17 protein-coding genes are annotated in these 18,575 nt (G+C 70.2%); 7 read left to right on the forward strand and 10 right to left on the reverse strand.

The window, feature by feature from the left end:
- Position 1 precedes the first annotated feature (1 nt).
- Both H4Q84_RS09155 and H4Q84_RS09160 read right to left on the reverse strand, forming a co-directional pair.
- A complete protein-coding gene (locus H4Q84_RS09155) occupies positions 2 to 1,108 on the reverse strand; it encodes a GuaB3 family IMP dehydrogenase-related protein (RefSeq protein WP_248583081.1) in 1,107 nt (368 codons plus the stop codon).
- Complete coding sequence (locus H4Q84_RS09160) at positions 1,105 to 1,743, reverse strand: TetR/AcrR family transcriptional regulator (RefSeq protein ID WP_248583082.1); 639 nt, start codon at positions 1,741 to 1,743, stop codon at positions 1,105 to 1,107. Before H4Q84_RS09160 ends, H4Q84_RS09155 begins: the two co-directional genes overlap by 4 nt.
- Positions 1,744 to 1,814: 71 nt before the next feature.
- Between H4Q84_RS09160 and H4Q84_RS09165 the strand changes: the two genes are divergently transcribed.
- The gene (locus H4Q84_RS09165) at positions 1,815 to 2,306 is read left to right on the forward strand and encodes a cupin domain-containing protein (protein ID WP_248583083.1); all 492 of its coding nucleotides are present in this window, start codon (positions 1,815 to 1,817) and stop codon (positions 2,304 to 2,306) included.
- Positions 2,307 to 2,316: 10 nt separating this feature from the next.
- Here the strand turns inward: H4Q84_RS09165 and guaB are convergent, their stop codons facing one another.
- From guaB to H4Q84_RS09180, 3 genes are all read right to left on the reverse strand, one after another.
- Positions 2,317 to 3,840 (reverse strand): IMP dehydrogenase, encoded by a 1,524-nt coding sequence (gene guaB / locus H4Q84_RS09170; protein WP_248583084.1) that lies wholly within the window; start codon positions 3,838 to 3,840, stop codon positions 2,317 to 2,319.
- A gap of 62 nt (positions 3,841 to 3,902) precedes the next feature.
- On the reverse strand, positions 3,903 to 5,186 hold the full coding sequence (locus H4Q84_RS09175) for a multidrug effflux MFS transporter (RefSeq protein ID WP_248583085.1): 1,284 nt from the start codon (positions 5,184 to 5,186) through the stop codon (positions 3,903 to 3,905).
- Between the two features lie 28 nt (positions 5,187 to 5,214).
- Complete coding sequence (locus tag H4Q84_RS09180) at positions 5,215 to 5,760, reverse strand: GNAT family N-acetyltransferase (protein ID WP_248583086.1); 546 nt, start codon at positions 5,758 to 5,760, stop codon at positions 5,215 to 5,217.
- Positions 5,761 to 6,220: 460 nt separating this feature from the next.
- Here H4Q84_RS09180 and H4Q84_RS09185 point away from each other — a divergent pair, with 460 nt between their 5' ends.
- Complete coding sequence (locus H4Q84_RS09185; protein ID WP_248583087.1) at positions 6,221 to 7,255, forward strand: YihY/virulence factor BrkB family protein; 1,035 nt, start codon at positions 6,221 to 6,223, stop codon at positions 7,253 to 7,255.
- 303 nt (positions 7,256 to 7,558) lie between these two features.
- Here the strand turns inward: H4Q84_RS09185 and groL are convergent, their stop codons facing one another.
- Complete coding sequence (gene groL, locus H4Q84_RS09190; protein ID WP_282580326.1) at positions 7,559 to 9,187, reverse strand: chaperonin GroEL; 1,629 nt, start codon at positions 9,185 to 9,187, stop codon at positions 7,559 to 7,561.
- Between the two features lie 91 nt (positions 9,188 to 9,278).
- Positions 9,279 to 9,572, reverse strand: coding sequence for a co-chaperone GroES (gene groES, locus H4Q84_RS09195; RefSeq protein ID WP_166317299.1), 294 nt, complete (start codon positions 9,570 to 9,572; stop codon positions 9,279 to 9,281).
- A gap of 209 nt (positions 9,573 to 9,781) precedes the next feature.
- Here groES and H4Q84_RS09200 point away from each other — a divergent pair, with 209 nt between their 5' ends.
- Positions 9,782 to 10,966, forward strand: coding sequence for a class I SAM-dependent methyltransferase (locus H4Q84_RS09200; protein ID WP_248583090.1), 1,185 nt, complete (start codon positions 9,782 to 9,784; stop codon positions 10,964 to 10,966).
- Between the two features lie 53 nt (positions 10,967 to 11,019).
- Positions 11,020 to 12,213, forward strand: a complete 1,194-nt coding sequence (locus H4Q84_RS09205) for a glycoside hydrolase family 6 protein (RefSeq protein WP_248583091.1) — start codon at positions 11,020 to 11,022, stop codon at positions 12,211 to 12,213.
- A 1-nt stretch (position 12,214) separates the two neighbouring features.
- Here the strand turns inward: H4Q84_RS09205 and H4Q84_RS09210 are convergent, their stop codons facing one another.
- The 3 genes from H4Q84_RS09210 to H4Q84_RS09220 are packed head-to-tail and all read right to left on the reverse strand — an operon-like array spanning position 12,215 to position 15,669.
- Complete coding sequence (locus tag H4Q84_RS09210) at positions 12,215 to 13,915, reverse strand: glycoside hydrolase family 3 N-terminal domain-containing protein (RefSeq protein WP_248583092.1); 1,701 nt, start codon at positions 13,913 to 13,915, stop codon at positions 12,215 to 12,217.
- 21 nt (positions 13,916 to 13,936) lie between these two features.
- The gene (locus tag H4Q84_RS09215) at positions 13,937 to 14,575 is read right to left on the reverse strand and encodes an MBL fold metallo-hydrolase (protein ID WP_248583093.1); all 639 of its coding nucleotides are present in this window, start codon (positions 14,573 to 14,575) and stop codon (positions 13,937 to 13,939) included.
- Complete coding sequence (locus H4Q84_RS09220) at positions 14,572 to 15,669, reverse strand: S-(hydroxymethyl)mycothiol dehydrogenase (protein ID WP_248583094.1); 1,098 nt, start codon at positions 15,667 to 15,669, stop codon at positions 14,572 to 14,574. Before H4Q84_RS09220 ends, H4Q84_RS09215 begins: the two co-directional genes overlap by 4 nt.
- Positions 15,670 to 15,771: 102 nt before the next feature.
- On the opposite strand from H4Q84_RS09220, the gene H4Q84_RS09225 reads away from it, so the two are divergent.
- Genes H4Q84_RS09225 through H4Q84_RS09235 form a run of 3 tightly spaced genes read left to right on the forward strand, consistent with a single transcriptional unit; the run spans position 15,772 to position 18,574 of the window.
- Positions 15,772 to 16,323 carry a SigE family RNA polymerase sigma factor gene (locus tag H4Q84_RS09225; RefSeq protein WP_248583095.1) on the forward strand — a complete coding sequence of 184 codons (552 nt, stop codon included), beginning with the start codon at positions 15,772 to 15,774 and terminating at the stop codon, positions 16,321 to 16,323.
- The gene (locus tag H4Q84_RS09230; protein ID WP_248583096.1) at positions 16,320 to 17,471 is read left to right on the forward strand and encodes a hypothetical protein; all 1,152 of its coding nucleotides are present in this window, start codon (positions 16,320 to 16,322) and stop codon (positions 17,469 to 17,471) included. The genes H4Q84_RS09225 and H4Q84_RS09230 overlap by 4 nt, the downstream gene beginning before the upstream one ends.
- Before the next feature lie 17 nt (positions 17,472 to 17,488).
- Entirely contained in the window at positions 17,489 to 18,574 is a 1,086-nt protein-coding gene (locus H4Q84_RS09235) for a hypothetical protein (protein ID WP_248583097.1), read from the forward strand.
- Position 18,575: the final 1 nt, after the last annotated feature.

The raw sequence follows: 18,575 nt of genomic DNA on the forward strand, positions 1-18,575 counted from the left end.
CTCAGCCGACGACGACCTCGACCCGCTGGAACTCCTTGAGCTCGGTGTAGCCAGTGGTGGCCATCGAACGACGCAGCGCGCCGATGAGGTTCATCGTGCCGTCGGCCACGCGCGAGGGGCCGAAGAGGATCTCCTCGAGCGACCCGATCGGGCCGAACTCCACGCGCTCGCCGCGCGGCAGCTCGGCGTGGTGGGCCTCGGCACCCCAGTGGAAGCCACGGCCCGGCGCGTCGGCGGCGCGGGCCAGCGGTGAGCCGACCATGACCGCGTCGGCACCGCAGGCGACGGCCTTGGCGATGTCGCCCGAGCGACCGATGGAGCCGTCGGCGATGACGTGGACATAGCGGCCACCCGACTCGTCGAGGTAGTCGCGACGTGCAGCCGCGACATCGGCCACAGCACTGGCCATGGGTACGGCGACGCCGAGCACCGTGCGGGTCGTGTGCGCCGCTCCACCGCCGAACCCGACGAGCACGCCGGCCGCGCCGGTGCGCATCAGGTGCAGGGCGGCCTGGTAGGTCGCGCAGCCACCGACGATGACCGGCACGTCGAGCTCGTAGATGAACTCCTTGAGGTTCAGCGGCTCGGACTGGCTGGAGACGTGCTCGGCCGACACCGTCGTGCCACGGATGACGAACATGTCGACGCCAGCGTCGACCACGGCCTTGGCGAACTCCTTGGTGCGCTGCGGCGAGAGTGACCCGGCGACGGTGACGCCGGCCTCGCGCATCTGCCTGAGCCGGGCGGTGATCAGCTCGGGCTTGATCGACTCGGCGTACATCTCCTGCATGCGCCGGGTGGCGTCACTGCCCTGTAGCCCGGCAACTTCCTCGAGCAGGTCCGAGGGGTCGTCGTACCTGGTCCAGAGGCCTTCGAGGTTGAGTACGCCGAGGCCGCCGAGCTTGCCGAAGGCGATCGCCGTGGAGGGCGACATCACGGAGTCCATCGGCGCGGCCAGCACCGGCAGCTCGAACCGGTAGGCGTCGATCTGCCACGCGACGCTGACCTCCTCGGGATCGCGCGTGCGCCGTGAGGGCACGATCGCGATGTCGTCGAAGGAGTATGCGTGGCGAGCGCGCTTGGCCTTGCCGATCTCGATCTCGGTCACCGGGTCAGCCTATCGGCGCTTCGCGCCGATCCCGGTGTCGGTGGGCCCCAGGTCATGGCCGCGCGCAGGACCGACCGCGCCGACCAGCGCATGAGTACGGCGGCGTCGTCGCGTGCCAGACCCGGGACGTCGCACAGCCACACGAGCGCCTCGATGCCCGCGACACTGCGGATGGCGAGGGCGAGCCGCCGCAGCTCGGCCGCGGTGAACTGTCCTTGCAGCGGCTCCAGCGCCTCGGCGATCCAGGCGATCGCGCGCCCCTGCCTCAGCGGTAGCCCCGGACCGGACTGCGGGTCGGACTCGAGCGAGAGCCGCAACATGGTGCGCTGTTGCGCCTCGGTCTCAAGGATGAGGGTGATGAATTGGTCGACCACCGCGTCCAGGCGAGCGATCGGGTCAGCGGGTGCATCGTCGGCCAGCATGCTCGTCATCGCCACCTCGGGGTGTGCGGCGACGAGCAGGGCCGTCCGGTTCGGGAAGTACCGGTAGGCGGTCGTGCGCGACACCGCAGCGGCGCGTGCCGCGCCCTCCACGGTGGGCGCCTCACCCGCCGTGACGAGGTCCCGCGCCGCCGAGATCAACGCGTCACGCGTGCGGCGCTGGGTGTTGGACAGACCGTCCTTCGCCATTGACATACCCATAATGGTACGCGAGTCTCATTTTGGTACGACGATCCCACGCCGACCGAACCGGAGGAGGAAGCACCATGAGCGCAACCACGACCCCAGCCCCGCTCGTTCGCAACGCTGCGGAGGCCGAACGACGCTGGTTCCACGGCGGCGGAGTCCACACGTGGCTCGCCACCGCAGCCGACACCGCAGGCACGTTCCTGCTCTTCGTGGACGAGATGGAGCAGGGCAAGGTCACCCCGCTGCACACCCACCCGACGGACGAGACGCTCTACGTCCTCGAGGGTGAGTTACTCGTGCACCTGGACGGTTCGGAGTTCCCGGTGTCCGCCGGCGGACTCATCCTGGCGCCCAGGGACGTGCCGCACGCCTTCAAGGTCGTCTCCCCGAGTGCGCGGGTGCTCTGCCTGCACACCCCCGGCACCTGCGAGGCCTTCTACATGTCGGCCAGCTATCCGATCGACGACGAGACCGTCTCGGGTCCGGTCGACTTCGAGAGCATCGCCGCTTCGGGCCAGCGCAACGGCGGGATCCAGCTTCTCGGTCCTCCGCCTTTCACGTCCGACTGACCAGGAGTGATCAGCGGCCGGAGTAGTTCGGCGCCTCGACCGTCATCTGTACGTCGTGGGGGTGGCTCTCCTTGAGCGACGCGGACGTGATGCGCACGAACCGGCCCCTGTCCTGCAGCTCGGGGATGGTGCGCGCACCGACATAGAACATCGACTGGTTGAGCCCGCCGATCAGCTGGTGGGCGACCGCCGCGAGCGGACCGCGGTAGGCGACCTGGCCCTCGATGCCCTCGGGCACGATCTTGTCGTCGCTGGTGACCTCGGCCTGGAAGTAGCGGTCCTTGGAGTAGGACTTCTTGCCGCGGCTGCTCATGGCGCCCAGCGAACCCATGCCGCGGTAGGCCTTGTACTGCTTGCCGCTGACGAAGACCACCTCTCCGGGCGACTCCTCGCAACCGGCCAGCATCGAGCCGATCATCACCGACTCGGCGCCGGCCACGATCGCCTTGGCTATGTCGCCGGACTGCTGCAGCCCGCCGTCGGCGATCACCGGGATCCCGGCCGGCCCGGCCGCGAGCGAGGCTTCGTAGACCGCCGTGATCTGGGGTACGCCGCAGCCGGTCACGACGCGCGTCGTACAGATGGAGCCGGGGCCGAAGCCCACCTTGATGGCGTCGGCACCGGCGTCGACGAACGCCTGTGCGCCGTCGCGGGTGGCGACGTTGCCGCCGATGACCTGGACGTGCCGGGTCGCCGGGTCGTTCTTGAGCCGGGACACCATGTCGAGGAGCATCCGCACGTGGCCGTGGGCGGTGTCGGCGACGAGTACGTCGACGCCGGCCTCGATGAGGGTGGTGGCGCGCTCCCAGGCGTCGCCGAAGTAGCCGATCGCGGCGCCCACCATCAGCCGACCGTCGGCGTCCTGGGACGCGTGCGGGAACTGCTCGGACTTCACGAAGTCCTTGACCGTGATCAGGCCACCCAGGCGGCCGTCGGCCTCGACCAGTGGGAGGCGCTCGCGCTTGTGCTTGCGCAGGAGAAGGGTGGCGTCGGCGCGGGAGATGCCGACCTCACCGGTGATCAGCGGCATCGGCGTCATCATCTCGTCCACCTTGGTGGTCGCCCACTCGGCGACCGGGGTGAACCTCAGGTCGCGGTTGGTGATGATGCCGAGCAGCCGGTTGTCGGTGTCGACGACGGGGAGGCCGGAGACGCGGTACTCGCCGCAGATCCGGTCGAGCTCCTCGAGCGTCGCGTCGGGCCCGATCGTGACGGGGTTGGAGATGATGCCGGTCTGGGTGCGCTTGACGAGGTCGACCTGGTAGGCCTGGTCCTCGAGCGAGAGGTTGCGGTGCAGCACGCCCAGCCCACCCTGCCGGGCCATGGCGATCGCCATCCGCGACTCGGTGACGGTGTCCATCGCCGCACTCACCAGCGGCACGCGCAGGCTGATCTCGCGCGTCAGCCGCGACGTGGTGTCGATCTCGGTGGGGTTGAGGTCCGACATGCCGGGGAGCAGCAGCACGTCGTCGTAGGTCAGGCCGAGGGCTGCGAACTTGTCGGGCACACCCTCGTGGTTGACACCGTTGTTCATGGGTCAGCGACGACCTTTCGCAAGCGGGGATCGAGACACCATCCTACGGGGCGGTCGACCGATCACAGCGACTCGGTCGGCTCGATCGGCTCGGGGGCGCCCACCGGGACGGGCACCGGCACCCGGCGCAGGTGCCAGACCCAGGAGAGCAGGCCGCCGAGCACCAGCACCGCGGAGCCCAGGGCAAGGGTGAACACGGAGTGGGTGACCCACGGCGCCACGACCGCGGCGGTGATGCCGTTGAGCAACAGCGCGAAGAACGTGAACATCGACACCGACGCACCACGCGACCGCGGGAACATGTCGAGCAGCACCAGCTGAAGAGTCGGGTACGCCGCGGCCGTGCCGACGGCGATCAGACCCGGCCCGATGACGGCGTACGGCAGCTCGGCCGCGGTGGGCAGCAGGGCGAGCACGACGTTGAGCACTGCGGCACCGAACGCGAACAACAGCGACCACGTCACCAGGCTGCGCCCCGACACCCGGCCGGCCGCCCGGCCACTGATGAACGCGCCGATCATGACGCCTGCGATCATCGGGATGAAGAACACCCAGAAGTCGAGCTCGCCCATCCCCAGCAGGTCGATGACGAAGATCGGCGCGGAGCCGATGTAGAGGAACTGGCCACCGAAGCTGAGCGCCGCCGCCCACGCCACCCGGTGGAACCGCACGCTGCGGGAGACTTCGCCGAGGCTGCCGAGCAGCGGCCCGACGGCCAGCGGCGTACGACGCTCGACCGGGTGGGTCTCGGGCAGCGCGACGGCCACCAGCGCCACCAGGAGCAGGCCGACCCCGGCGAGGAACCAGAAGATCACCGGCCACGGGCCGACCTGCAGCAGGAAGCCGCCGATGATCGGGGCGACCGCCGGCGCGACACCGAAGATCATCATTACGCGGCTCATCAGCCGCTGGGCCTGCGGACCCTCGAACACGTCGCGGATCACGGTGCGGCTGACGATCACGCCCCCACCGGCGCTGAGGCCCTGGAGCACCCGGAAGCACAGCAGCATCGGCAACGACGTTGAGAACGCGCAGCCGATCGACGCGACGGCGAACACGGCACACCCGCCGAGGATCACCGGACGACGCCCGATCGCATCGGAAAGCGGGCCGTGGAACGGACTCATCAGGCCGAACGACAGCAGGTAGGCACTCACCACGAGCTGCATCTGGTCGGTGCCGACGTCGAGGTCGGCGCCCATCTTCTTGAACGCCGGGAACGGGGTGTCGATGCTGAACGGGCCGAGCATCGAGAGCCCAGCGAGCAACAGCGGCACCACGATCATGGCGGTCTGCGGGGACATCCGGGACTTGCCCGCGAAGGACGCGGGCGCTGACAAAGGCACACCCCACCCTTTCAGACCCCCGGCTGGGTCAGCGGGGCAGCGGCTTCAGGTCGCGTACCGGGACCCGCACCGTCAGGACATCGGCGGCCATCCGGATCCGTCCCCGCAAGCCAGCCGCCAGCACCATCGGCAGCACCGCCCGGTTGTCGGCGTCGGTGGTGAGCACGACCTCGTCGACGCCCAGCGAGCCGGCCAGCCTGGCCGCATCGACCAGCAACCGGGTGCCGATGCCGCGGCGTCGCCAGGCCGGGTCGACCCGGAGACGGAGCGCCCGCACCGCGGGCTCGTCGCCCTCCGCCAGGAGGGTGCCGATGCCCACGACCGTGCCCTCGACGACCGCCTCGACCGCGTGACCCACCACGTCGTACGACGGCACCTGGCCGCCGCCGATCCGGCGACCTGGCGGCTGGGCGTCGAGCTTGAGCCGGGCCAGGACGTCACTGACCAGGTCGGCCATCGACGCCGCCCGCGCATACTCGGTGGCCGTGAACGGCGCGGTGCGTCGTACCTGCACGGAGACCTCACCGACCGCCATGTCCATGACGTCCTGCACCGGCGCGAACTCTCCCGGCACCGGTCGGCCTCCGCGTCGAAGAGCGTGGCCACCACCTCGGGAAAGCTCGCGGGCTGGGCCAGAATCGTGCGCGCGGCCTGCACGTAGCGGGTCGGCTGGTCGACCAGGGCCGACTCCGTGCAGGGCACCGCGCTGACCCCGCGCCCACCGGACGCCTCGACGAGGGCCGCGAGCTCGGGCAGGCTCCAGTCGTCGGGGGTGCGCAGCACGAGCTCGTCGGTCACCCGCTCGACTCCCGGGAAGATCTGCAGTCCGAGGATGTTGACGCCGGCCTCGCCGCAACGCATCGCGAGCGTGGCCAGGGAGCCGGGCCGGTCGGGCAGTGTGGTGCGGACGCGCCAGAGCATGGCCCCTCCTGCGTGTTCGGGTGCGTGGAGCCACAGCGTCTCCCGGCGGCGTTGCGCGACGAGGACGTGCGTGTTTCGGGAGTGCTGCGTCTGCGGCTGGGTAGCCTCGCAACATGAGCGGCGTGGTCGACAGGATCGACCGTTTCCAGGAACGGCATCCGGTGGTGTCGTTCCCGCTTGCCGTCGTCTACAAGTTCTTCGACGACCAGGGCAACTACCTCGCCGCGACCCTGACCTACTACGCGTTCGTCGCGATCTTCCCGCTGATGCTGCTGGGCACCTCGATCCTGGGCTTCGTGCTCGATGGCCGGCCCGCGTGGCAGGAGGACATCCTCGACTCGGCGCTCAGCCAGTTCCCGATCATCGGCGACGAGCTCGGCCGCCCGCAGGGGCTCAGCGGGTCGGTCAGCGGCGTCCTGGTCGGCTCGCTCGCTGCGCTGTACGGCGCGCTCGGGCTCGGCCAGGCGTTGCAGAACACCATGCACGCCGTCTGGTCGGTGCCGCGCAACAGCCGGCCCAACCCGATCTACTCCCGCGTCAAGAGCCTGCTGCTGATCCTCACCGCCGGTACGTCGCTGCTCGCCGTCACCATCGTCTCCGCCGTGGCGAGCACGACCGACACGTTCAGCCAATGGCTCGACGCCTCGCTGCGGTGGTTGCTGCCGGTGATCACGGTCATCGTGGTCGGCTGCGGGCTCACTGCACTGTTCCGCTTCGCGGCCACCGGGCAGCACAGCTTCCGGCGAGCGGCGCCGGGCGGCTTCACGCTCGCGATCTTGTGGCAGGGGCTCCAGTACGTCGGCGCGGCGTACGTCGCGGCGGTGCTGGTCGGCACCACCTCGATGACCAAGACCTTCGGCCTGGTGCTGGGGCTGGTCGGCTTCATCTTCATCGCCTCCGTGATGGCTGTGCTGGCGATGGAGGTCAACGTGGTGATCGCACGCCAGCTCTACCCGCGGGCACTGCTGGCGCCGTTCACCGACAACGTGCACCTGACCCGGGCCGACCGACGCGCCTACACCGGCTACGCGCAGATGCAGCGGCACAAGGGTTTCGAGCGTGTGGAGGTCGTCTTCGCCGATCGCACGGCCGAGCCCGACGAGCGCGGCCCGCACGAGGGACCGGACCCCGGGCCAGAGGAACCCTGAGCCTCAGTCGAGGAAAGCGAAGCCCGCGAGCCCAGACTCCCCCCACTCACTTGCCCGGGTGATGGTCCCGTCGAGGTCCTTGCGGACGATGGCCTGGCGCCGTACCTCCGTCCACGTGGAGAGGAGGTGCTAGTCGTCCTCCCAGGCGAGACTGGAGTACGCTTGGCTGAGGTTCGAGGCGGGTACGACGACCCACCCGGCGGGCGAGACGCCGAGGCTCCCGACCGGGTTGTCACGACCCGGCGGAAACGGAAACCGGCCCGCCACCCACAGGGGGTGACGGGCCGGATCGATGAGCGACGATCAGTGACCGTGGCCGTGCCCGTGGCCGGCGCCCGCGGGAGACGCGTCGTCCTCCTCGGGCTTCTCGACGATCAACGTCTCGGTCGTGAGCAGCATGCCCGCGATCGAGGTGGCGTTGACGAGCGCCGAGCGGGTGACCTTGACGGGATCGAGGACACCCTGGGCGACCAGGTCGCCGTACTCCTCGGTGGCAGCGTTGTAGCCGTTGCCGACGCCGAGCTCGCGAACCTTGCTCGTCACAACGTAGCCGTTGACACCACCGTTCTCGGCGATCCAGCGCAGCGGCTCGTCGGCAGCCTTGCGGACGATGCGCACGCCGGCAGCCTCGTCACCGGTGAGGCCGAGCTCGCCGTCGAGCACGGAGACGGCGTGGATGAGCGCGGAGCCACCGCCGGCGACGATGCCCTCCTCGATCGCGGCACGCGTCGCGGAGACAGCGTCCTCGATGCGGTGCTTCTTCTCCTTGAGCTCCACCTCGGTGGCAGCGCCGACCTTGATCACACAGACGCCGCCGGCCAGCTTGGCGAGGCGCTCCATGAGCTTCTCGCGGTCCCAGTCGGAGTCGGTGTTCTCGATCTCGGCCTTGATCTGGTTGACCCGGCCCTCGACAGCAGCAGGGTCACCGGCGCCGTCGACGATCGTGGTGTCGTCCTTGGTGATGACGATGCGACGGGCCTGACCCAGCACCTCGAGACCGACCTGGTCGAGCTTGAGGCCGATCTCGGGAGCGACGACCTGCGCGCCGGTCAGGGTCGCGATGTCCTCGACCATGGCCTTGCGACGGTCACCGAACGCGGGGCTCTTGACCGCGACGGCGTTGAACGAGCCGCGGATCTTGTTGACGACCAGCGTCGACAGGGCCTCGCCGTCGACGTCCTCGGCGAGGATGAAGAGCGGCTTGCCGGCGGCGACGACCTTCTCGAGCAGCGGCAGGAGGTCGGCGATCGCCGAGATCTTGCCCTGGTGCAGAAGGATGTAGGGGTCGTCGAGGACGGCCTCCATGCGCTCCGGGTCGGAGACGAAGTACGCCGAGATGTAGCCCTTGTCGAACTGCATCCCCTCGGTGAACTCCAGCTCGGTGCCCATGGTGTTGGACTCCTCGACGGTGATCACGCCGTCCTTGCCGACCTTGTCGAAGGCCTCGGCGAGCAGCTCCCCGATGATGGCGTCGCGGCTCGAGATGGTGGCGACCGAGGCCATGTCCTCTTTCGAGTCCACTTCCCGGGCGGCCTCGCGCAGCGCGTCGCCGACGGCCTCGGCAGCAGCGTCCATGCCGCGCTTGAGGCCCATCGGGTTGGCACCGGCGGCCACGGCGCGCAGGCCCTCGTGGACCATCGCCTGGGCCAGCACGGTCGCCGTCGTGGTGCCGTCACCGGCGACGTCGTTGGTCTTGGTGGCGACCTCCTTCGTCAACTGGGCGCCGAGGTTCTCGAACGGGTCGTCCAGCTCGATCTCGCGGGCCACCGTCACACCGTCGTTGGTGATCGTGGGGGCACCCCACTTCTTGTCCAGGACGACGTATCGGCCCTTGGGGCCGAGCGTCACCTTGACGGCGTTGGCGAGCGCGTCGACGCCGCGCTCGAGGGCGCGGCGGGCACTCTCGTCGAACTCCAGAATCTTGGGCATCAATGCTCCTTGGAAAGAGTCATCGCCCGGGTGACGTCATACGGAGCGTGGAACCGTTGGCTCCATCCGTATGACGTCCCGGGCGATGAGGAAATCAGGAAACGACAGCGAGAACGTCGCGGGCGGAGAGAATGAGGTACTCGCCACCGGCGTACTTGACCTCGGTGCCGCCGTACTTGCTGTAGATGACCTTGTCGCCGACGGCGACGTCGAGCGGGACGCGATTGCCGTTGTCGTCGATGCGACCCGGACCGATCGCCAGGACTTCGCCCTCCTGGGGCTTCTCCTTGGCGGTGTCCGGGATGACCAGGCCGGAAGCCGTGGTCTGCTCGGCGTCGAGGGGCTTGACGACGATGCGGTCCTCGAGGGGCTTGATGTTGACCGACACGATGTCGACCTCCACTTTCTTGTGCCACATGGCTTTGGGGACGGACGGGGGCCGAGGCCCCCGGGACGTTCGAGCCTGCGGGATGACGGACGCCGTCGCGGGGGTCGTACGTCGTCGCAAGCGCTGGCACCCTCGGGGTGAGAGTGCCAGATCAGACGTTAGCACTCGGCCCATCTGAGTGCCAGAGGGGTGCCTGCGAGGATGGGCCCGTGGACCCCGAGACCTTTGCCTGGCTGCTGACCGAGCCCGGGCAGCAGGTGCTGACACGTGCGACGGATGCGTACGTCGACGCCGGCGCCGACCCGGTGCGCGCCGCCGCCGCGATCCGCAGGATCGAGCCCGACCCCGAGCGGTCCAGCGCGACGCTCACCCAGGTGCAGCTCCGCTCCCGGGCGGTCGCCAAGTTCGGCGACGACGCCGTGCGGATGTACTTCACCCCCGACGCGCTCGAGCAGGCCACCCGCCCCCGGGTTGCCGACCACCGGGCAGCCCGGCTCGTCGCGGCCGAGGTCGGCACCGTCGTCGACCTCGGGTGCGGCATCGGCGGCGACCTGATCGCTTTCGCCCGCGCCGGCCTCACGTCCGCAGGCATCGACCTCGACCCGGTGCGCGTCGCCGTTGCCGTTGCCAACCTCGCCGCCCTGGGTCTCGGTGGCGCCGTACAGGTCGCCGACGCGACGACGATAGACGTCGCCGGCTTCGGTGCGGTCTTCGCCGACCCCGCTCGCCGGGGTGCGCGCGGCCGGGTGTTCGACGCCGACGGCTGGACTCCGCCCTGGCCGTTCGTCACCGACCTCCTGCGTGGCCGGGCGGTCGTCAAGGTCGCCCCCGGCATCCCCCACGACCTCGTGCCCGACGGCGTCGAGGCCGAGTGGGTCAGCGAACGCGGCGAGGTCAAGGAAGCCGCTCTCTGGTCGCCGCCCCTGGCCACGACGAGCCGTCGTGCGACGGTCATCGGCACCGGCGGTCTCGCCTCGATCACCGCCGAGGACGATCCGTACGCCGACCTGCCGAGGCCCGTGCGCGCCGTGGGTGAGTTCCTCTACGAACCCGACGGGGCAGTCATCCGCGCCGGCCTCGTCACGGCCGTCGCAGCGGGGGTCAACGGCGGACTGCTGGACGAGAAGATCGCCTACGTGACGTCCGATGCCTCGTTCAGGACTCCCTTCGCCACGTCGTACCAGGTGCTGGAAGAGCTGCCCTATCGCGAGAAGCCGCTGAAGGCCGCTCTGCGTGAGCGCAACATCGGGGTCCTCACCATCAAGAAGCGCGGCGTCGACATCGTGCCCGAGCAATTGCGCAAGCGGCTGGCGCTCAAGGGTGATGAGACAGCCACCATCGTGCTGACGCGCGTGAGTGGTCACGGCACGGTTCTGCTCGTGCGGCCCTTCTGAGAACTCTTGCCAACCGCCTGCGGGGGCGCGGAATGCCTCTTACAGTCGCCCGCATGACCTTTCTTCCCCGGGCCTCACGCGGACGCACCGCGGCCCGCGCGACGCTGGCCGCCTGCGCCGCTCTCGTGGTCGCCGTGCCCGCCGTGACGTATGCGCTGACCACCACCCCGTCGCTGACTGCTGCGACGTCCGCGCAGGCGCCGGCCAGCGACACCTCGCGTTACGCCAGCCGCACCACGGCCAACCCGCTCGCCGGCCGCACCTGGGGTCACGGAGACCTCGACCCGACCCTCGACGCCTTCAACGCCGCATCCGGATCCGCGCCCGACCAGGCACTGCTGGCCAAGCTGGCGTTGCAGCCCAAGGCCGCCTGGCTGGGCTCGTGGTGGTCCACCGACAAGCTCGGCAAGGTCGTCAGCCGTTACATCGCCACGGCCCAGGCCGGTGACTCCGAGGCGCTGGTCCAATTGGCGACCTTCCGGATGGAACCCTGGGAGCAGGAGTCGTGCAACCGGGTGTCGACGATCCAGGAGCAGCAGGACTACAAGGCCTGGTTCAACACCCTCGCCGCAGCGATCGGCAGCGCCCACGTCGCGATCGTCCAGCAGCCCGACGGCCCCTTCGTGCTGTGTGCACCTCGCAAGTCGAAGGCGCACGCGGAGCTGATCAGCTACGGCACCCAGGTGCTCAGCGCGCTGCCCAACACGAGCGTCTACGTCGAGGTCGGCGCCGCCGACTGGCCGATGGACGACCCGAAGAAGGCCGCCAGGATCGCCAAGCTGGGTGGTGTCAGGTATGCCCGGGGCATCGCCCTCAACGGCACCCACTACGACACCACCGAGCGCCAGGTCATCTTCGGCGCTCAGGTCGCCCAGCAGCTCGCCAAGCAGGGCATGCCGGGCAAGACCGTGGTCGTCAACACCACCCAGAACGGGCGCGGGTTCCGGGCCGGCGACTTCCAGAACAAGTACAAGAAGGACACCTGCAACCTCGCCAAGGCCACCGGCTCCTGCTACGACCACGCACCGGTCTGCACGTCGCCGACCCAGCGCGTGTGCGTCACGCTCGGCATCCCGCCAACCACGGACGTCGCCAACCCGGCCTGGGGACTCACGGCCAAGGCCAACGCCCTGGCACAGCAGTACGTCGACGGCTACGTCTGGTTCGGGCGGCCGTGGCTGTTCATGCAGAACCAGCCGTTCCAGCTCAACCGCGCGCTCGACCTGGCCCGCAGCACGTCGTACTAGGTCAACAGCCGCGGCGCTCGACTCCACTGACCTCGACGGGCAGCCGACCGGGGGCGGGCGCCGCGCCCATCAGCACGTCGACCAGTGCGGCCATGGCGCCGGGCGTCTCGCCGTACGTCGCGATCCGGACGCCGGCTCCGACCTGTCCGAGCACGTACGGCGCGTCGGTGGCGACCACGATCGGGGTGGTGGTCACTCCCCCGCGGTAGCCGGTGAAACCCAGTGGCGTGCCGTGGAACACCGGCGTGGGCTCGAGCTTGCGCCACTTGCGGAGCTTCTTCTTCTTGCGCTTCGGCGGCTTGGGCGGCTTCTCGTAGGTGATCCTTCCCAGTGCCATGCCCGCCGCTGCAGCAGCGGTGCGGAAGTTGGCGACCGCCACCGGACTGCCGAGCGGCACGACCGGTCCGGCGACAAGGGGCCCGACGCACGGCCCGGCGACCGACGTGACGGCGGCAGCCGAGAGGGCCCGTGACGCCGCCAGTCCGGAGCCCGGCTTCGCGCCCTTCGGCGCGGTGGCGTCCTGGTGGATCAGCAGCGCGATCTGCCGCGCGGCGGCCTGCTCGAGGCGGGGCCGCGGCACCCGACCCTCGCGTACGGCGCGCACGATGGCGGCCCGCGCGACGGCCGGGTCGCTCGGCATGAGCAGCACGTCGTTGCCCGCCTTGAGCGCCTTGACCGCGACCTCTCCGGGCGTACGGCCGGCCGCGACGCCGGCCATGTCGAGTGCGTCGGTGACGGCGAGTCCTTGAAAGCCGAGCTCGTCGCGCAGCAGCCCGGTGACCACCTTGCGCGACAGCGAGCTCGGCACCCGCGGATCGACCGCGCGCACGTCGAGGTGGCCGACCATGACCGCCGATGTGCCGGCGCCCACGGCGCTGACGAACGGCACCAGGTCGATGCTGCGCAGCTCCTTCATCGACCGGCCCTGCACCGGCAGCGTGCGGTGGCTGTCGGCGAGCACCGAGCCGTGGCCCGGGAAGTGCTTGAGCACCGGAACGATCCCGCCTGCGACGAAACCCCGCACGGCGGCGGCGGTCTGCGCGGCGACGAGGCCCGGCTCCGAGCCGACCGACCTGGCACCGATGGTCGGGTCGGCGCGGCCGATGGTGACGTCGGCGTCCGGGCCGAGGTCGACGTTGAAGCCGAGGCCGCGCAGCTCCGCGCCACTCGCGGCGTACGTCGCCTCGGTGAGCGCCTCGTTGCGGGCAGCACCGGTCGACATGAACGCCGGGAACCTGGTCGCCGCGCCCTTCACCCGCTCGACGGCGCCGCCCTCCTGGTCGACCGCGAGGAACAGCGGCCACGGCCGGTCGACGGTGCGGCGCAGCGCGGCGTTGACGCGGCGGATCTGGTCGGTGGACGTGACGTTGTCGGAGAACGCGATGACGCCGCCGAGGTGCAGCCGCTCGACCAGTCCGGCCGGGGCGCCGGTGCCCTGCCAGCGGGCCACGATCACCTGACCGGCGAGGTCTCGCAGGGGCAGGCCGTCGACGATCCCGGCAGCCTCCTCGAGCTCCTGCTGGGTCGGCCCCCAGCCGGGCACCAGATCCATCCGCTCGACGGGAGTTGGTGGCGGCTCCACGGCCGCTGCCCGCTCTGCTCTGGACGGCTTGTCGCCCTCATCGGACGTGCAACCGCCGAGCGCGCCGACCAGGAGGCCCAGTGAGGCCACCAGACAGGTCAGGGCACGACGGTCACGCATCGGCACATCGTGCCACCCCGATCAGCGCGCCGGCTCGGCCTGCCACTCGGCAGAACGCTCCCGCTCCGCACCGATCGTGGTGTCGTCACCGTGACCGGTGTGTACGACGGTCTCGTCGGGCAGCTCGAAGAGCACCGCACGGATCGACGACTCGATCGTGGGGCGGTCGCTGAAGCTGCGCCCGGTGGCGCCGGGGCCGCCGTGGAACAACGTGTCGCCGGTGAACACGCAGCCCAGGGCCGGCGCGTAGACGCAGACCGCCCCGGGCGCGTGCCCGGGCGTGTGCATGATCGTGAGCTCGGTGCCGGCGATGGTGATCGTCTGGCCGTCGGAGAGGTCGGCGTCCCACAGCTCGTCGGGGTGGATCTGCTCCCACAGTGGGCGGTCGTCGGGGTGCAGCAGGATCGGGGTCTTCGTGCGCTGCCGCAGTGCCGGCGCCACGCCCACGTGGTCGTCGTGCGCGTGCGTGCAGATGACCGCCTTGATCAGCCGCTCCCCCACCACCTCGATGATCGCGTCGACGTCGTGGGGGGCGTCGATCAGCACGCACTCGGTGTCGTCACCGAGGACCCAGATGTTGTTGTCGACGTCGAAGGTTTCGCCGTCGAGGGAGAAAGTGCCGGAGACGACTGCGTGGTCGATGCGCGGCTCGTTCTTCACAAGATCACGACCGACCGGAGCACGTCTCCATGATGCATCTTCTCGAAGGCCGCTTCGACCTCGTCGAGGGCGATCTCCTCGCTCACGAAGGCGTCGAGGTCGAGCCGCCCCTGTTGGTAGAGATCGACGAGCATCGGGAAGTCGCGCGACGGCAGGCAGTCGCCGTACCAGCTGGACTTCAGCGCACCACCACGGCCGAACACGTCGATCAGCGGGATGTCGGGCAGCATCATGTCGGGCCTCGGGACGCCGACGAGTACGACGGTGCCGGCGAGGTCGCGGGCGTAGAACGCCTGCTTCCACGTCTCGGGCCGGCCCACCGCGTCGATGACGACGTCGGCGCCGTTGCCGTCGGTGAGTGCCTGGATGGCCTCGACGGGGTCGCCGTCCGTGCTGTTGATCGTGTGCGTCGCGCCCATCTTGCGCGCGCCCTCGAGCTTGCGGTCGTCGATGTCGACGGCGATGACCTTGCTGGCTCCAGCGAGCACGGAGCCGGCGATCGCCGCGGCCCCGACACCACCGCAGCCGATGACGGCGACCGAGCTGCCGCGGCCGACGTTGCCGGTGTTGATGGCGGCGCCCAGTCCGGCCATCACGCCACAGCCCAGGAGGCCGACGGCAGCAGCGCGGGCCGAGGGGTCGACCTTGGTGCACTGGCCGGACGCCACCAGGGTCTTCTCTGCGAAGGACCCGATGCCGAGCGCGGGGCTCAGCTCCGTGCCGACTCCTTCTCCTTCAGCGAGCGTCATCTTCTGGGTCGCGTTGTGGGTGCTGAAGCAATACCACGGCTCGCCGCGGTTGCAGGCCCGGCAGCTGCCGCAGACCGCGCGCCAGTTGAGGATCACGAAGTCGCCCGGGGCGACGTCGGTGACATCGGGGCCGACCGCCTCGACGACACCGGCAGCCTCGTGGCCCAGCAGGAACGGAAACTCGTCGTTGATGCCGCCCTCGCGGTAGTGCAGGTCGGTGTGGCAGACGCCGCACGCCTGCACCTTCACCAGCGCCTCACCCGGACCGGGATCGGGGACGTTGATGGTGACGACCTCGACCGGTGCGCCCTTGGCGCGGGCGATGACTCCCCTGACCTGCTGCATGCGTGGACCCTCTCCAGATACCGAAGTTTTCTGCAACCCACACTGACAGGCCCGCGTCTTCCCTGTGACAGCACCCGACACAGACCAAGATGGGAGGCGGGAATGCGCACCACCGCAACGGCCGGAAATGAAACGGGGATCGGCGTGGCCAATCGCTCGCGTGACGCCGACTTCGCGTCGTACCTCGCCGCCCGCGAGCAGGCGCTCCTGCGCACGGCGTACGCGCTGACCGGCAACGTCCACGACGCGCAGGATCTCGTGCAGAACGCCCTGGCCAAGCTCTACCTGGCGTGGGACAGCGTGCGCGATCGGGAGTCGCTCGACGGCTACGTACGCCGGATCATGGTCAACGAGCACACCTCGCTGTGGCGTCGCGCGTGGAAACGCCGCGAGCACACCAGCGACGACCTGCCCGAGCAAGCGGTCGTCGACCATCTCGACGACGGCGACTCCGCGCGGTTGTGGAGCTTCGTGCAGACCCTGCCGCGGCGCCAGCGCGCCGTCGTCGTGCTGCGCTACTACGAGGAGCTATCGGAGGCCGAGACGGCCGACGTGCTCGGCGTCACCGTCGGCACCGTCAAGTCCCAGACCAGTCGCGCCCTCGCGGCCCTCCGCGAACGCGCACCCCAGAGCCTCCGGGAGGGGGAGCGATGAGCAACGACGACCTCGGCACGCGCCTGTCCGGCAGTCTCCACGACCACGTCGACCGCCTCGCGGGCGAGCACGTGGGCCTGTACGACGTCCAGCAGCGCGCCGGGCGCATCCGTCGCACCCGTCGGATCGTGACCGTCGTGGCGGCCGCAGCGGTGGCGGCCGTCGTCGTACCCACGGCGCTGTTCGTGTCCTCGCCTTCCGGCGACAACGGTCCCGGGCCGGTGGCGAGCAAATCTCCCAGCCCGGCGGCGCCCGGCCCGGTCGACGTGACCGTGCCGGCCGAGCCACCGGTCGGCGACCAGCCCCGCGTCGAGGTGTTGGACGGCAGGGACTACCAGCACTTCGTCCGCATCGGCGGCGTCCTGTTCCTGGGCGTGGGCACCAAGGACGGCAACCGGGTGCTCGACATCGTCGACGGCCCTGGAGAGTCCAGCGTGACCCATACCGGCGTCGACCAGGTCGTGGTCAGCCCCGACGGCACCACCGCCGCCTGGACCGAGCCCGACGGCTCGGTGTGGACCGCCTGGGAAGGCGGCAGGCTCGAGCTCGACCAGCAGGCCGCCGGAGTGACCCCGGCCGCGGTCGTCGGCGACGGCAACTGCGGGTCGTCGGAGAGCGACAGTTGCACTGTCTACCTCAATCCCGCCGGCGAGGGTACGCCCAGCTTCGTCGCCTCCGACGGCCGGACCGGCACCGTCACGCCCGACGCCATCAAGGTCAACGACATCTCCGACTCCCTGGCCGCCACCCAGACGTCGTACCACGACGGACGGGCGTGCAGCGAGCTCTACGACCTGTCGCTCGGCGAGCGCCGGTGGGAGACCTGCGACTACGCACTCCTGCGCTTCTCCCCCGACGGGCGCTACCTGATGGCGACGAACTCGGACGCCGACGGGATCGGCCTCACCTCCATCTCGGTGCTCCGCGCCACGACCGGCGACCCGGTGGCCACCTACCGCGTCGAGGACGGGTTCATTGGCGCGCAGGAGTGGGAGGACGACGGCCACCTGCTGTTCGTCCGGTTCTCGTATGGTTCGGGTTCATGGGACATCGTCCGGGCAGACCTCGACGGCACAAGCCAGCGGTCGGCCGAGCCGGTCAGCGCCTCGGAGGACGAGCGGCCCTACAGCCTGGAGGGCAACCGTTGAGAGCGTGCCGGTGGACCGTGCTGGCGACGCTCGGCGCACTGGCTCTCGGCGGTTGCACCGACGACAGCCCGCCCTCATCGACCCCGTCCCGATCGGCGACACCCTCCACCACGGCGACGCCGAGCCCGACTCCCACCGAGCCGCCGACGCCGACTCCCACGCCCGGCGGCCGGCACGCGGTCCGCCTCGACCCCGCCGCACCGCGCGGCGCCGAACCCGCAGCGCCCTGGCTGATCGGCCGGACCCTGCACCGCGACGGCTCGACACTCGAGCTGCCCCGTGCCTACGACCAGTTCGCGACGCTCGGGGACCGCGTCTTCGCCGTGCGGTCCGACGACCAGGGCCGCATGACGCTCGACGAGATCGACGCCTCGGGCACTGTGACGGCCAGCAACGCGACGTACGGCATGGCCGTCAACGCCGACCGCACCAACCTGGTCTGGACCTCGGGCCGCGGCCACATCCACACCGTCTGGGCAGCCGGGGATGCCGACATGGCGAAGCAGCCGGCGCGGGTGCGGCCGGTCACGATCACCGGCCCCGGGGCCGCCGACGGCAGCTGCCTGGAGACCGAGCACGACCGCGGTTGCGTGGTCTTCTTCAACAACGACAACGGGGCCGGCCCGCAGTACACCTCGTCGCACGGCATCACCGACATCGTCGGACCGTCATCGCTACAGGTGGCGGATGCAAGCGGCGGCCTGGTCGCCGTACAGACCGGGGTGAGCGACGACGGCTCCTGCTGGGAGGTGCTGCGCGGCTGGAAGCAGCAGTGGCGCACGTGCGCCAACACGCTGCTCGACTTCTCCCCCGACGCCAGCCTCCTGCTCGCCTCCGACGCCTATCTCGACGGCATCGGCCCACGCAGCCTGACGGTGCTTGACGCCAAGGACGGGACGACGGTCGTGTCGTTCCGCACCGGCCGCGGCTTCATCGGCTCGTGGCTGTGGGAGGACGACCGCCACCTGCTCGTGACGACGTACGACGCCGGCCGGTGGAACCTGTTGCGTGCCGGCATCGACGGCTCGGTCGAAGCTGCGATCGCACCCGACTCGAGCAGCGACGAGCTCAACCGGCCGTTCGCGGTGGCCGGGGCGCACTGAG

It is taken from the genome of Nocardioides sp. InS609-2 (genome assembly GCF_023208195.1).
Taxonomy (GTDB): Bacteria; Actinomycetota; Actinomycetes; order Propionibacteriales; family Nocardioidaceae; genus Nocardioides.

What these genes read in the sequence shown, in the direction of transcription:
- H4Q84_RS09160 (WP_248583082.1), bottom strand. Translation starts at nt 1,743, where the DNA reads ATGTCAATGGCGAAGGACGGTCTGTCCAACACCCAGCGCCGCACGCGT.
- H4Q84_RS09165 (WP_248583083.1), top strand. Translation starts at nt 1,815, where the DNA reads ATGAGCGCAACCACGACCCCAGCCCCGCTCGTTCGCAACGCTGCGGAG.
- guaB (WP_248583084.1), bottom strand. Translation starts at nt 3,840, where the DNA reads ATGAACAACGGTGTCAACCACGAGGGTGTGCCCGACAAGTTCGCAGCC.
- H4Q84_RS09185 (WP_248583087.1), top strand. Translation starts at nt 6,221, where the DNA reads ATGAGCGGCGTGGTCGACAGGATCGACCGTTTCCAGGAACGGCATCCG.
- H4Q84_RS09205 (WP_248583091.1), top strand. Translation starts at nt 11,020, where the DNA reads ATGACCTTTCTTCCCCGGGCCTCACGCGGACGCACCGCGGCCCGCGCG.
- H4Q84_RS09210 (WP_248583092.1), bottom strand. Translation starts at nt 13,915, where the DNA reads ATGCGTGACCGTCGTGCCCTGACCTGTCTGGTGGCCTCACTGGGCCTC.
- H4Q84_RS09220 (WP_248583094.1), bottom strand. Translation starts at nt 15,669, where the DNA reads ATGCAGCAGGTCAGGGGAGTCATCGCCCGCGCCAAGGGCGCACCGGTC.
- H4Q84_RS09225 (WP_248583095.1), top strand. Translation starts at nt 15,772, where the DNA reads ATGCGCACCACCGCAACGGCCGGAAATGAAACGGGGATCGGCGTGGCC.
- H4Q84_RS09230 (WP_248583096.1), top strand. Translation starts at nt 16,320, where the DNA reads ATGAGCAACGACGACCTCGGCACGCGCCTGTCCGGCAGTCTCCACGAC.